Source organism: Pseudomonas caspiana (genome assembly GCF_040224095.2).
In the GTDB taxonomy this organism is placed as follows: Bacteria; Pseudomonadota; Gammaproteobacteria; order Pseudomonadales; family Pseudomonadaceae; genus Aquipseudomonas; species Aquipseudomonas caspiana.
This window is the reverse complement of the sequence record NZ_CP167995.1, coordinates 3708389-3721850: the sequence shown is the minus strand read 5'-3', so window position 1 is coordinate 3721850 and position 13462 is coordinate 3708389. Positions and strand designations below refer to the sequence as shown.

Sequence of the window (13462 nt, the reverse complement as noted above, 5' to 3'; positions counted from 1 at the left end):
TGAATCCTTCAAGCAGTTTTCGGGGTCAGGCGCTCAAAGAGCGCCTCGATGGTGTTGAAGCGCTCTTCCGGTCGCTCCATGGGCACCATGAATTTGAACAGCGTGGCACCTTCGAATTTATAGCGGTTGGGCTGGCCCTGAATCAACTTGATCAGGGTCAGCGGATCAACGGGGGTCTCAGCAGCAAATTCAATGCGGCCGCCTTGCGGTCCTGCATCGACCTTCTTGATGCCCAGTTGCTCCGCCTGCAGTTTGAGCAGGGTGATGCGCACCAGATTCTTGGTTGGTTCAGGTAGCAGGCCGAAGCGATCAATCATCTCGACTTGCAAATCCTTGAGGCTGTCTTCGTCTGTGGCATTGGCGATGCGCTTGTAGAGAATCAGGCGCGTATGCACATCGGGCAAATAGGCTTCCGGAATCAGGGCCGGTACGCGCAGGTTGATTTCCGGCCCGCCGCCCAGAGGCTGGTCGAGGTTCGGTTGTTCACCCTTGCGGATCGACTTCACCGCTCGCTCAAGCATTTCCATGTACAGCGTGAAGCCCACGGCCTGAATCTGTCCGCTTTGACCGTCGCCCAGCAATTCGCCTGCGCCACGGATTTCCAGGTCGTTGGTGGCCAGCACAAAGCCGGCCCCCAAGTCCTGAGTATTGGCGATGGCCTCCAGACGCTTTTCTGCATCCGGAGTGATCTGCTTGCGTGGCGGTGTCAGCAGGTAAGCATAGGCCTGGTGGTGACTGCGGCCGACCCGGCCGCGCAACTGGTGCAATTGCGCCAGACCGAATTTGTCGGCGCGCTCGATGATGATGGTGTTGGCACTCGGTACGTCGATACCGGTCTCGATAATGGTCGAGGCGATCAGCACGTTGAAACGCTTGTGATAGAAGTCGCTCATCACCTGTTCGAGTTCGCGTTCACGCATCTGCCCATGACCGATGCCGATCCGCGCTTCCGGCACGAGTTCGGCCAGATCCGCGGCGCATTTTTCGATGGTTTTTACGTCGTTGTGCAGGTAGTACACCTGACCACCGCGCAACAGCTCACGCAGCAGCGCCTCTTTGACCGTCGGCTTGTTCTGCTCCATGACGAAGGTCCGTACGGACAGACGTCGAGCGGGCGGCGTGGCGATGATCGACAGATCGCGCATGCCGGATACGGCCATGTTCAGCGTGCGCGGGATTGGCGTCGCGGTGAGGGTCAGAATGTCGACTTCGCTGCGCAGCGCTTTCAGCTGTTCTTTCTGACGCACACCGAAGCGGTGTTCTTCGTCGATGATGACAAGGCCCAGATTCTTGATCTTCACGTCGTCCTGCAGCAGCTTGTGCGTGCCGATGACGATATCGATCTTGCCCTCGGCCAGATCAGCGACGGCGGCGTTGACTTCCTTGGCGGACTTGAAGCGACTCATCACTTCAACGCTCACCGGCCAGTCAGCAAAGCGGTCGCGGAAACTGTTGTAGTGCTGCTGGGCGAGCAGGGTGGTCGGCACCAGAATCGCCACCTGACGGCCGCCATGTACGGCGATGAACGCTGCGCGCATGGCCACTTCCGTCTTGCCGAAGCCCACGTCGCCGCAGACCAGCCGGTCCATGGGCTTTGGTGCGAGCATATCGGCGCGTACGGCATCGATAGTGGTCTGCTGGTCAGGCGTTTCTTCGAACGGGAAGCCCGCGCTGAACGTGGCGTAATCGGCTTTCGGGTCGGCAAACGCGTAGCCTTCGCGTGCGGCACGGCGAGCATAAATGTCCAATAGCTCGGCGGCGACGTCGCGTACTTGTTCCGCCGCCTTGCGCTTGGCTTTCTGCCAGGTTTCCGAACCCAGCCGGTGCAGCGGGGCCAGAGCGTCATCGCTGCCGGTGTAACGGGCGATGAGATGCAGGTTGGCCACCGGGACATACAGCTTGGCGTCTTCGGCGTAAGCCAGCATCAGGAATTCGGCGACCTGATTTTCAACTTCCAGTGTCGCCAGTCCCAGGTAGCGACCGACACCGTGGTCGATGTGCACCACCGGCGCGCCTTCACGCAACTCGGTCAGGTTTTTGATGACGGCATCGTTATTGCCGCCGTCGGTGCGTTTCTCGCGACGCCGACGCTGCATCACACGCTGCCCGAACAACGGACTTTCAGCGATCAGGGCAATGGCGGGTTGTTCGAGCAGCAGGCCGTCATCCAGCGGAGCGATGGTGATCGACAGCCGATCTTTACCCTCGACGAAGTCATTCCAGCCGTCGACGGTTTTAGGTCGCAGCTTCAGACGTTCGAGCAGCTCCAGCAGCACCTCGCGGCGACCCGCTGATTCAGCGGTAAACAGGATGCGGCCGTCGAATTCTTCAATGAACTTCGACAAGGCAGCCAGCGGCTGATTGGCCTTGGCTTCGATGGCCAGCTCCGGCAGCAACTGCGCCGGGAAGCGCTCGCGGCCCACGCCTGTTTCGACGTCCTGTTGGCTAGCAACCACTCTGGGCCAGCTTTTAAGGCGTGCAAAGCAGTCTTCCACCGGCAAGAACAATTCAGCGGGAGGTAACAGAGGCCGCTCGGGGTCTACGCGACGCTCCTCATAACGGTTGCGCACGTCATTCCAGAAGTTTTCTGCGGCCTGTTCAATACCTGGCAGGGAAAACACCTGAGTGTCCTGAGGCAGATAGTCGAACAGGGTCGAGGTTTCTTCGAAGAACAGCGGCAGGTAATACTCGATACCGGCCGGTGTGATGCCGCTGCTCAGGTCTTGAAAGATCGGGCTGCGGCGGAAATCCACATCAAAGCGTTCGCGAAAACGTGCCTTGAAGCGTGTGACTTCTTCCTTTTGCAGAGGGAATTCACGTGCAGGCAACAGGCGCACCGAGTCGACTTTATCGATGGAGCGCTGGTTCTCTGGATCAAAGGTGCGCAGTGTTTCGATTTCGTCATCGAACAGGTCGATCCGGTACGGCAGTTTGCTGCCCATCGGAAACAGATCGACCAGGTTGCCGCGTACCGTGAACTCGCCGTGCTCATAAACCGTATCGACGTAGCGATACCCGCTCGCCTCCAGCCGCGTGCGCATGGCCTCGATGTCGAGTTTCTGACCTATATCCAGTACCAGACTGCTGCCCAGCAGGAATTTGGTCGGCGCCAATCGGTGTAGGGCAGTAGTGATAGGCACTACCAGAACACCATGAACCAGCTCTGGCAGGCGATAGAGGCTCGCAATCCGCTGGGAAATGATGTCCTGGTGCGGCGAGAACAAATCGTAGGGCAGGGTTTCCCAGTCCGGGAAATGCAACACCGGCAAGGTGGGTGCAAAGAACTTCAGCTCTTGCTCAAGCCGCTCGGCACTCTGGCTGTCGGCGGTCAAAAGCAGGGTGAAGCGCTTGGCCGCACTGGCCGCTTCGGCAATCGCCAGGCTCAGCGCTGCACCGGGAAGGTTGCCCCAGTGTTGTTTGCCTGCAGCGGCAGGGAGTAGCGGTAGACGCAGAACAGGCACGGAAGATTGAGCTCCAAGCGTTGCGACGAGGGCCGCGATTGTACCGGGGGAAGGGTGCAAATGTCAGGTCTAAGACTACGCTGTGATTCAGAAGTGCACGCCCGGGCATTTTCTGAAGTGCAGCGGAACAAAATGTAGTGCTCGCTGATCTGACTACCGCGCATTGCCCTTAAACAAAGGCGGCGGCATAATGTAGCCCCTTTTTTCAGCCCCTACATGTGGAAGGTTCCCGTGACTCAGAAGCCCGACCAGTGTCTTGGTGAATGGATTGATCGTGAAGCTCTCGCCGAGACGATGATCCCGCTTATCGGTCAGCTCTACCGCAATAATAATGTGGTGAGTTCGATCTATGGCCGCAGCCTGATCAACCGATCGGTTATCGCGATTCTCAAAGCCCACCGCTTTGCGCGTCACCGCCAGTCCGATGCAAGCGAGTTGTCCGTACACGAGACTTTCCCGCTCGTTAAGGCCATGAGCGAGCTCAAACTGGGCTCAGCCTCGGTGGACCTCGGCAAACTGGCCGTCAAGTTCAAGACTGAAGGCAACGGCCGCACCGCCGAGCAGTTCGTTCGTGAAGAACTGGCCGAGCTGGTAGGTCAGCAGAATGCTTCTCCACGTAAGGGTACTGATGTTGTGCTGTACGGTTTCGGCCGGATCGGTCGCCTGCTGGCGCGCATCCTGATCGAAAAAACCGGCGGCGGTGATGGCCTGCGTCTGCGTGCAATCGTCGTCCGCAAAGGCGCCGAAAACGATCTGGTCAAGCGCGCCAGCCTGCTGCGTCGAGACTCGGTGCATGGTTCTTTCGATGGCACCATCACTATTGATGAAGCCAACAGCACCATCACTGCTAACGGCAACCTGATTCAGGTCATCTACGCCAAGAACCCTACCGAGGTGGATTACACCCAGTACGGTATCAAGGACGCACTGCTGGTGGATAACACTGGTGTATGGCGTGATGCCGACGGTCTGGGTCAGCACCTTGCGTGTCCAGGCATCGACCGCGTAGTGCTGACTGCTCCAGGCAAAGGCAAGCTGAAAAACATCGTGCACGGCATCAACCACGGTGAAATCACTGCTGACGACAAGATCGTTTCGGCAGCTTCCTGCACCACCAACGCCATCGTGCCGGTGCTCAAGGCAGTCAACGACAAGTTCGGTATCGTCAACGGTCACGTTGAAACGGTTCACTCGTACACCAACGACCAGAACCTGATCGACAACTTCCACAAGGGCGATCGCCGTGGCCGTAGCGCCGCGCTGAACATGGTTATCACCGAAACCGGTGCTGCCACTGCGGCTGCCAAAGCGCTGCCTGAACTGGCTGGCAAGCTGACCGGCAACGCGATTCGCGTACCAACGCCGAACGTGTCGATGGCTATTCTCAACCTGAACCTTGAGAAGGCGACTACTCGCGAAGAAATGAACGAGTACCTGCGCTACATGGCGCTGCACTCGGACCTGCACAAGCAGATCGACTTCGTGAACTCCCAAGAAGTGGTTTCCACTGACTTCGTAGGTTCGCGTCATGCTGGTGTAGTCGACGCTGAAGCGACCATTGCCAACGATAACCGCGTTGTTCTGTACGTCTGGTACGACAACGAGTTCGGTTACAGCCATCAGGTGGTCCGCGTGATGGAAGACATGGCGGGCGTTAACCCTCCAGCGTTCCCACGCTAAGCTGCGAATAGCAGAATGAAAAACGCCCCGACCGGGTAACTGGTCGGGGCGTTTTTTTTGTGGTCCGGTACCTGTAGGAGCTGCCGAAGGCTGCGAAGGCTATGTATCTGACACTCCGCTGTTCGCAGCCTTCGGCAGCTCCTACAAGAATCTACTCAGCCAGCGGTCATGGCCTCAGGCGCTTGCAGTTTTTGCCCGCCCTTACGGAACAGAACCAGCGTGGCCACCAGGCCCAACACTGCTGCACCCGTGAGCCAGATGCCCGGCGCTGCTTTGTTGTCCAGCGCGTGAATCAGGTAGGTGCACGCTGCCGGGGTAAAGCCGCCAAAGGTCGCGGTTGCCAGGCTGTAGGCCAGCGAGAAGCCTGTGGTGCGCACCTCCACCGGCATGATCTCGGTCAGGGCAACCACCATCGCACCGTTGTACGACCCGTAGAGGAACGATAGCCAAAGCTCGACCATCAACAAGTTGCCGAAACTCGGATTGGCCACCAGCCAGGACAGAGCAGGGTAGGCCGTCGCAATGGCCAGAACGGTTGCAGCAACGAGCAAAGGCTTGCGGCCAATGCGGTCAGACAGCGCGCCCATCACCGGCAGCCAGATGAAGTTCGAGATCCCGACGAAAACCGTGACGATCAAGCTGTCGAGGTCAGACAGGTGCAGCTCGTTTTTACCGAACGTCGGCGTGTAGGCGGTAATCAGGTAGAACGACACGGTGGTCATGATCACCAACGCCATGCCGCCAATCACCAGGCCGAAGTTTTGGCTAATCGAGCGCACGACTTCTTTAAGCGTCGGGCGATGAGTGCGAGCTTCGAATTCCGGGGTTTCTTCCATCGAGCGACGAATCACGAAAATCACCGGCACGATCAGGCAGCCGATCAGGAACGGCACGCGCCAGCCCCATTCACCCATTTCTTCCGGGCTCAGCCAGTGATTCAGCGCAACACCCAGCAAACCTGCGAAGACCACGGCGGCTTGTTGACTGGCGGACTGCCAACTGACGAAGAAACCTTTACGGCCGGGAGTAGAGATTTCTGCCAGATAAACCGAGACACCGCCCAGTTCCACGCCTGCAGAAAAGCCTTGCAACAAGCGTCCCAGCAAAACCAGCAGCGGAGCGGCGACGCCAAGCGTTGCATAGCCGGGTACGCAGGCAATCAGCACTGTGCCCATGGCCATCATCGCCAGAGTCACTACCAGACCTTTTTTGCGACCGTGACGGTCGATATAAGCGCCGAGGAAGATCGCGCCTAGAGGTCGCATCAGAAATCCTGCGCCGAACGTTGCCAGGGAAAGCATCAGTGAAGCGAATGCGCTGTCGGCAGGGAAGAAGGTTTTGGCGATGGCAGTGGCGTAGAAGCCGTAGACCATGAAGTCAAACATTTCAAGGAAGTTGCCGCTGACAACGCGAAATATCGCCTTGCCTTTGCCGGTGTTCGAGGTCATTGAAAATTACTCGCTTGGGCTATCTGGTCAGAGGCTTGTGCAGCTTCAATTACCGTCAGATGGCTCTGGCTCAGGCGTATTGAAGGTGACAGGGGCCTCAAAGGATCCGTTGTATTTTTATGTCCTGCTGCATCGGTCAAGGCTCCTGCCTGCACGCGACGCACAATTGTAACCATATGTGTAAAAGGTGCTAAAGACAACTCTGGATACTTAACGCGAGGGCATGCCGGGCTCGAATTGGCTTGTACACGCAGTGATCAGCTGTCTGTGAGCGATACGTCAAACGAGAGATGGCGAAGATTGGATCAATCTTTTGTTTTTGAGGTGAATCGTCACGCCAAGGGCTTTATCATGCGCAGCCGTGGGCGATGGACGCGTCATTCGGTCGCAGACAAAAGTGGCCTATGGCGCTACCAACGGTTAATGTTCCACGCTTGGGTGGCGGTTTAAACTGCGCGCCAGGTTCTGATCCTTCATGTCGCCGGCCGCGATGTGATTTAGCCAGAGATGCCAGAGTGGCACCTCGGCCTGTTCTAAGGAGTACGCATGGCTGTCTACAACTACGACGTAGTAGTACTGGGTTCCGGCCCTGCCGGAGAAGGCGCGGCAATGAACGCCGCCAAGGCAGGGCGTAAAGTAGCGATGGTCGACAGCCGTCGGCAGGTCGGCGGCAACTGCACACACTTGGGCACTATCCCGTCCAAGGCATTGCGTCACTCGGTCAAGCAAATCATCCACTTCAACACCAACCCTATGTTCCGGGCCATTGGCGAGCCACGCTGGTTTTCGTTCCCGGACGTGTTGAAGAACGCTGAAATCGTTATTTCGAAACAGGTGTCCTCACGTACCGGCTATTACGCCCGCAACCGTGTCGATGTGTTTTTCGGCACCGGCAGCTTTGCTGATGAGCGCAGCATTGATGTGGTGTGTGGCAACGGTGTCGTGGAGAAGCTGGTCGCCAACCAGATCATTATTGCGACCGGTTCGCGTCCTTACCGTCCTGCGGATATCGACTTCTCCCACAAGCGCATCTACGACAGCGACACGATCCTCAGCCTCGGCCACACCCCGCGCAAACTGATCATTTATGGCGCTGGCGTGATCGGCTGTGAATACGCTTCGATCTTCAGTGGTCTGGGGGTCATGGTTGAACTGGTGGATAACCGCGATCAGTTGCTGAGCTTCCTGGATTCGGAAATCTCTCAGGCGTTGAGTTATCACTTCAGTAACAACAACGTGATGGTTCGCCATAACGAAGAGTACGAAAAGGTTGAAGGGCTGGATAATGGAGTGATCCTGCACCTCAAGTCTGGCAAGAAGATTAAGGCAGATGCCTTGCTCTGGTGTAACGGCCGTACCGGCAACACCGACAAGCTGGGTCTGGAAAACGTCGGTATCAAGGCTAACGGCCGCGGCCAGATTGAAGTCGACGAAAGCTATCGCACCAACGTGCCGAATATTTACGGCGCGGGTGACGTGATCGGCTGGCCGAGTCTGGCCAGTGCTGCTTACGATCAGGGCCGTTCAGCAGCGGGTGTAGTGGTCGACAACGGCAGCTGGCGTTACGTCAACGACGTGCCGACCGGTATCTATACGATTCCGGAAATCAGCTCGATCGGCAAAAACGAACATGAACTGACGCAAGCGAAAGTGCCGTACGAAGTGGGCAAGGCGTTCTTCAAGGGGATGGCCCGAGCGCAAATCTCAGGCGAGCGCGTGGGCATGCTGAAGATTCTGTTCCATCGTGAAACGCTGGAAGTGCTGGGCGTGCATTGCTTCGGCGACCAGGCGTCAGAGATTGTGCACATCGGGCAGGCGATCATGAATCAGCCGGGTGAAGCCAATACCCTGAAGTATTTCGTCAACACCACGTTCAACTACCCGACCATGGCCGAAGCCTATCGGGTAGCTGCTTACGATGGCCTGAACCGGCTTTTTTAAGCGACTCCGGCCGGTGGCCTGAGCCGGCCGGGGAGACCGATTTCAGCGATTCTCGAGGGTGGCGCTGGCCAAACCGGGAAAGTCTGTAATCAGGCTGTCCACGCCGAAGTCGGCGAGCCTGCGCATCAGTGCGGGTTCGTTGACCGTCCACACCGACACATGCAAACCCTGACGCTGAGCTTTTTGCTGGCGCTCAGGGGTGCAGAGTGTCCAGTTCAATGCCAGGTACTCACAGCCGTAGCTTTGCGCGACCTTCAGCGGGTCGAGCCATGCGTATTCGGCCACCAGACCGCGTGAAATGTCCGGCGTCAGTTCCAGTGCCGCTTTGAGCACTTCCCGAGAGCTTGAAGTGATGGTGATCTTGTCCAGCAAGCCGTGGCGCTGAGCCATTTCACGAATGGCCAGTACGGTCGACGCGGCGCGGGTGCGCGAAGCGCTTTTGACTTCCAGCTGCCAGTGCTCGAAGTCGCACTTTTCGAACAGTTCTTCCAGGCGGGGAATCGGGCAGGGGTTAATCCAGCCCGGGCCGCCCTTACGTGCATCGTAGGTCACCAGATCGTCGGCGCTGTGCTCGATCACTTTGCCTCGTCGGTCGGTGGTGCGTTTCAGAGTCGGGTCGTGAATCACCATCAGTTCCCCGTCACGGGATAAATGCAGATCCAGCTCGCAGCGACGTACGCCGTGTTTCAGGCATTCCTGAAAACTGGTCAGGGTGTTTTCCGGTGCTTCGCCTTTGGCGCCGCGATGGCCATAAATAAGGGTCACGTTTACTCCTGGTGGCCTTCAAGGCGTCGGTCTTGGTTGGATAGTCAGTTCTTTACTGTTATCGAAATGCACCCTCTGGATGGAATACATTCCCTGTAGGAGCTGCCGGAGGCTGCGAAGCATTTAGTCTGACGCACTGCCATCGCAGCCTTCGGCAGCTCCTACAGGTGCAGCGTCTGCTTGGCCCGCTTTCGTTTATTCAGGCTTTTCCTGCTCAAGCGCCTGGCGCCTAAGCGCAGCTTGTCGTTGCAAAATGTATCGGGCTAGCAGTTGGCGTTGGGAGTCCGGCAGGTCGATGAACTCGGTGCCGATCTCGAATTGGCCATCCAGCAGAATGTCGCAATGCGTCACTTTGGCGTGCAGCATCAACGCCGAAGCCTGTGGCATCAGGACCATTTTGATCGACAGTTGGGCGTCTACCGCATAGCTGGTATCGCTGTGAAACTGCACGCCACCTTCGGAAATAGTCACGGGCTGCGGGGCGCCCAGCTTGCCCAGCGTGGTTTGTGCTACCACACGGCCAAGTAGCTCGATGCGTTTTCCGAACGATTGCAGCAGGCTGCTCACTACCCGGTCACGCTCGTCGAGTTGGCGCAAAAGGTGCTGGGATTCGAACTCGTTGATGTGCAATTCGCTGAGCAGTTCAAAGAGAGCCGAGGTCTCGCGCATGGCCTGATGCCCGCTCTGGTCGGTACTGGAAAGCAGGTTAATTTCCAGTGCGACACTGTCCTCGATACGGTAGTATTCGCGGCGTTCTTCTTCATCTAATGTCGACATGGCGAACCCATGGTAGCGGCGATGGTCATAGTGGTTGCTCGCAGTGCTTAGAATGTTTTCGAGTGTAAAGCTGCATGCTTAGGCCCGCCACAAGGACGTTCCCATTCCTCCGAACAAGTCCCTAAATGTTCAGACCTCTTTTTGTATTCATAGGCACGCGTTATACCCGTGCCAAACGCCGCAATCATTTTGTCTCCTTCATTTCCCTGACTTCCATGATCGGTCTCGCCCTGGGCGTAGTGGTGATGATAGTCGTGTTATCGGTCATGAATGGTTTCGATCATGAAATGCGTACTCGTGTACTCGGCATGGTTCCTCACGCCACCATTGAAGCCGGTGAGCCGATTGGCAACTGGCAGTCCCTGGCTGACAAAGTCAGGCAGAACCCGCAGGTGCTGGCCGTCGCGCCATTCACTCAGATGCAGGGGCTGTTGACCAACAATGGCAACGTGCAGAAAGTCCTGCTTAATGGCATCGACCCGGCGCAAGAGCGCAAAGTTTCGATCATCGACAATTTCATGAGGCAGGGGAAGCTGGATGATCTGGCTGCCGGTGACTTCGGCATCGTGATCGGTGACAAGGCTGCTACCAAACTCGGTGTCGGCATCGGCGACAAGGTGACTTTCGTCGCGCCTGAAGTCACGGTCACACCTGCCGGGATGTTTCCGCGCATGAAGCGCTTTACCGTGACGGGTATTTTCCATGTGGGCGCTGGTGAACTGGACGGCTACCTTGGGCTGACCAATATCGACGATCTGGGTCGCCTGCATCGCTGGAAAGCCAATGACGTTCAGGGGTTGCGCCTGAAGTTCGAAGACCTGTTCGAGGCGCCTCGTACTTCCTATCAAATCGCCCAGACCCTGGGCGAGCACAATTATTACTCCCGTGACTGGACCCGCACCCACGGTAACCTGTATCAGGCGATCCGTATGGAAAAAGCCATGATCGGGCTGCTGCTGTTGCTGATTGTGGCTGTTGCGGCGTTCAACATCATTTCCACGCTGGTGATGGTGGTCAACGACAAGAAGGGCGACATCGCGATCCTGCGCACGCTGGGCTCGACGCCCGGGCAGATCATGGCGATTTTCATGGTCCAGGGCACAGTGATCGGGGTCGTCGGCACTTTCATCGGTGCTGTAGTGGGTATCATCGCCGCGCTTAACGTCAGCGCTGCGATCTCCCTGCTGGAAGGCCTTATCGGCCACAAGTTTCTCAATGCCGATGTGTATTTCATCGACTACTTGCCGTCGCAACTGATGGCCGAGGACGTGTTGATGGTCTGCAGCGCGGCATTGATCCTGAGTTTCCTCGCCACCTTGTATCCGGCCTGGCGCGCAGCGCGCACCCAACCGGCGGAGGCGTTACGTTATGAGTGAGTCGGGCATGAGTGATAAAGCAGTATTGAGTTGCCGCAACCTGGGCAAATCCTACGAGGAAGGCCCTGAGTCGGTAGTGGTTCTGTCCGGACTGCAACTGGAGTTGTTCCCAGGCGAGCGCGTGGCGATTGTCGGCAGTTCGGGTTCTGGTAAAAGTACCTTGCTCAACCTCTTGGGCGGTCTGGACACACCTTCGGAGGGCAGCGTCTGGCTGGCTGGCGAAGAGCTCTCCGCGTTGGGTGAAAAAGCCCGCGGTCTGCTGCGCAACCGGGCCTTGGGCTTCGTCTACCAGTTTCACCATTTGTTGCCGGAGTTCACTGCGCTGGAAAACGTCTGCATGCCGCTGTTGATCGGCAAGACGGCGATTCCCGAAGCTCGTCAGCGTGCCACCGCGCTACTTGAGCGGGTAGGGCTGGGGCATCGTCTGGCGCACAAACCTTCCGAGTTGTCCGGTGGTGAACGTCAGCGCGTGGCGATCGCAAGGGCGCTGGTCAATCAGCCGGGGCTGGTGATGCTCGACGAGCCGACGGGTAACCTCGATCACCATACTGCGCAAGGTATTCAGGACTTGATGCTGGAACTGAGCACTTCGTCGCGTACGGCGTTCCTTGTGGTGACCCACGACATGAACCTTGCCAGACAAATGGATCGTGTGTGGCGCCTGGAAGGCGGTCGTCTGGTAGAAGCCTGACCTCTCCAGCCCGGCGCAATTGATCGCGTCGGGGGTTTATTTTTGCGGCAATTCTTTCCACGGTGCTATGCGAATGTTCCGACCGTTATCAATATTTATTGGCGCGCGCTATACCCGCGCCAAGCGCCGCAACCATTTCATCTCGTTCATTTCCATGACCTCGATGATTGGTCTGGCGCTGGGCGTGCTGGCGATGATCGTGGTGCTGTCCGTGATGAATGGTTTTCAGCGGGAAATGAGTTCACGCATTCTCGGCATGGTGCCCCATGCGGTGATCGCGGGCGTCAAGCCGCTGGATAACTGGAAGCCGGTGGCCGACGCTTCGCTGAAAAATCCGCAAGTCACGGCCGCTGTGCCGTTCACCGAGATGGACGGCATGCTCTCTTACAAGGGCGCGATGCAACCGATTCAAATCAGTGGCGTGGATCCAGCGCTTGAGCACGAGGTGTCTATCGTCACCCGGCACATCGTGCAGGGCAAACTTGAAGACCTCAAAGCGGGCGAGTTTGGTGTCGTACTGGGCGAGTTGAGCGCCCGTCGTTTCCGTCTGAATGTCGGCGACAAACTGACATTGATCGTGCCGGAAGTCAGCAGTGCGCCAGGCGGCATCACGCCGCGTCTGCAACGTCTGACGGTGGTCGGTATCTTCAAGGTCGGCGCTGAACTGGATGGGTCCATGGCGTTGATCAACGTCGCCGATGCTGCGCAGATACAGCGTTGGCAGCCCGATCAGGTACAGGGCGTGCGTCTGGCCCTCAAGGATCTGTACAAAGCGCCTGAAGTATCGAAAACGATTGCCGCAGGTCTGGGCGCAGATTATCGCGCCGATGACTGGACCCATACTCAGGGCAGCCTGTTCAGCGCCATGAAAATGGAAAAGACCATGATCGGCCTGTTGTTGCTGATGATCGTCGCCGTTGCTGCGTTCAACATCATTGCTACGCTGATCATGGTGGTCAACGACAAGGGCGCCGACATTGCGATCCTGCGTACCATCGGCGCGACTCCGAGACAGATCATGACGATCTTCATGGTGCAGGGCACGGTCATCGGTATCGTCGGTACCATCATCGGTGGCGTACTGGGGATCATTGCTGCGATCAACGTCAGCAGTCTTGTGGGCTGGGTGGAGCGGGTCAGTGGCCAGCATATCTTCAGCTCCGACGTGTACTTCATCAGCAATCTGCCCTCCGAGCTGCAAGCGGGCGATGTGGTGCTGATCTGTAGCGCTGGCTTTATTCTCAGCTTCCTGGCCACGCTTTACCCGGCGTGGCGTGCAGCGCAGATTCAGCCCGCGCATGCATTGCGGTATGAGTGATTGAT

At 57.6% G+C, this 13462-nt stretch carries 9 protein-coding genes; 5 read left to right on the top strand and 4 right to left on the bottom strand.

The annotated features are described in order from the left end of the window. Positions 1-8: 8 nt before the first annotated feature. Positions 9-3461, bottom strand: coding sequence for a transcription-repair coupling factor (gene mfd, locus ABRP31_RS17040; RefSeq protein WP_349969424.1), 3453 nt, complete (start codon positions 3459-3461; stop codon positions 9-11). 216 nt (positions 3462-3677) lie between these two features. On the opposite strand from mfd, the gene ABRP31_RS17035 reads away from it, so the two are divergent. Next, positions 3678-5141: a glyceraldehyde-3-phosphate dehydrogenase gene (locus ABRP31_RS17035; RefSeq protein ID WP_087265091.1), complete on the top strand. Its 1464-nt coding sequence runs from the start codon at positions 3678-3680 to the stop codon at positions 5139-5141. Positions 5142-5296: 155 nt separating this feature from the next. On the opposite strand, the gene ABRP31_RS17030 is transcribed toward ABRP31_RS17035, so the two are convergent. After that, complete coding sequence (locus ABRP31_RS17030; RefSeq protein ID WP_349969423.1) at positions 5297-6589, bottom strand: MFS transporter; 1293 nt, start codon at positions 6587-6589, stop codon at positions 5297-5299. A 546-nt stretch (positions 6590-7135) separates the two neighbouring features. Here ABRP31_RS17030 and sthA point away from each other — a divergent pair. Next, positions 7136-8530: a Si-specific NAD(P)(+) transhydrogenase gene (sthA, locus tag ABRP31_RS17025; RefSeq protein ID WP_087265089.1), complete on the top strand. Its 1395-nt coding sequence runs from the start codon at positions 7136-7138 to the stop codon at positions 8528-8530. 42 nt (positions 8531-8572) lie between these two features. On the opposite strand, the gene ABRP31_RS17020 is transcribed toward sthA, so the two are convergent. Next, on the bottom strand, positions 8573-9295 hold the full coding sequence (locus ABRP31_RS17020; RefSeq protein WP_087265088.1) for a glycerophosphodiester phosphodiesterase: 723 nt from the start codon (positions 9293-9295) through the stop codon (positions 8573-8575). Positions 9296-9490: 195 nt separating this feature from the next. Continuing rightward, a complete protein-coding gene (locus ABRP31_RS17015; RefSeq protein ID WP_349969422.1) occupies positions 9491-10072 on the bottom strand; it encodes a PilZ domain-containing protein in 582 nt (193 codons plus the stop codon). A 125-nt stretch (positions 10073-10197) separates the two neighbouring features. Here ABRP31_RS17015 and ABRP31_RS17010 point away from each other — a divergent pair, with 125 nt between their 5' ends. The 3 genes from ABRP31_RS17010 (at position 10198) to ABRP31_RS17000 (ending at position 13457) form a co-directional block, all read left to right on the top strand. Continuing rightward, positions 10198-11448 (top strand): lipoprotein-releasing ABC transporter permease subunit, encoded by a 1251-nt coding sequence (locus tag ABRP31_RS17010; RefSeq protein ID WP_349969421.1) that lies wholly within the window; start codon positions 10198-10200, stop codon positions 11446-11448. 7 nt (positions 11449-11455) lie between these two features. Beyond that, a complete protein-coding gene (gene lolD / locus ABRP31_RS17005; RefSeq protein WP_176469878.1) occupies positions 11456-12139 on the top strand; it encodes a lipoprotein-releasing ABC transporter ATP-binding protein LolD in 684 nt (227 codons plus the stop codon). Positions 12140-12212: 73 nt separating this feature from the next. Then, on the top strand, positions 12213-13457 hold the full coding sequence (locus ABRP31_RS17000; protein WP_349969419.1) for a lipoprotein-releasing ABC transporter permease subunit: 1245 nt from the start codon (positions 12213-12215) through the stop codon (positions 13455-13457). The last annotated feature ends 5 nt before the right edge of the window (positions 13458-13462 follow it).

What these genes read in the sequence shown, in the direction of transcription:
- ABRP31_RS17035 (WP_087265091.1), top strand. Translation starts at nt 3,678, where the DNA reads ATGTGGAAGGTTCCCGTGACTCAGAAGCCCGACCAGTGTCTTGGTGAA.
- ABRP31_RS17030 (WP_349969423.1), bottom strand. Translation starts at nt 6,589, where the DNA reads ATGACCTCGAACACCGGCAAAGGCAAGGCGATATTTCGCGTTGTCAGC.
- sthA (WP_087265089.1), top strand. Translation starts at nt 7,136, where the DNA reads ATGGCTGTCTACAACTACGACGTAGTAGTACTGGGTTCCGGCCCTGCC.
- ABRP31_RS17015 (WP_349969422.1), bottom strand. Translation starts at nt 10,072, where the DNA reads ATGTCGACATTAGATGAAGAAGAACGCCGCGAATACTACCGTATCGAG.
- ABRP31_RS17010 (WP_349969421.1), top strand. Translation starts at nt 10,198, where the DNA reads ATGTTCAGACCTCTTTTTGTATTCATAGGCACGCGTTATACCCGTGCC.
- lolD (WP_176469878.1), top strand. Translation starts at nt 11,456, where the DNA reads ATGAGTGATAAAGCAGTATTGAGTTGCCGCAACCTGGGCAAATCCTAC.
- ABRP31_RS17000 (WP_349969419.1), top strand. Translation starts at nt 12,213, where the DNA reads ATGTTCCGACCGTTATCAATATTTATTGGCGCGCGCTATACCCGCGCC.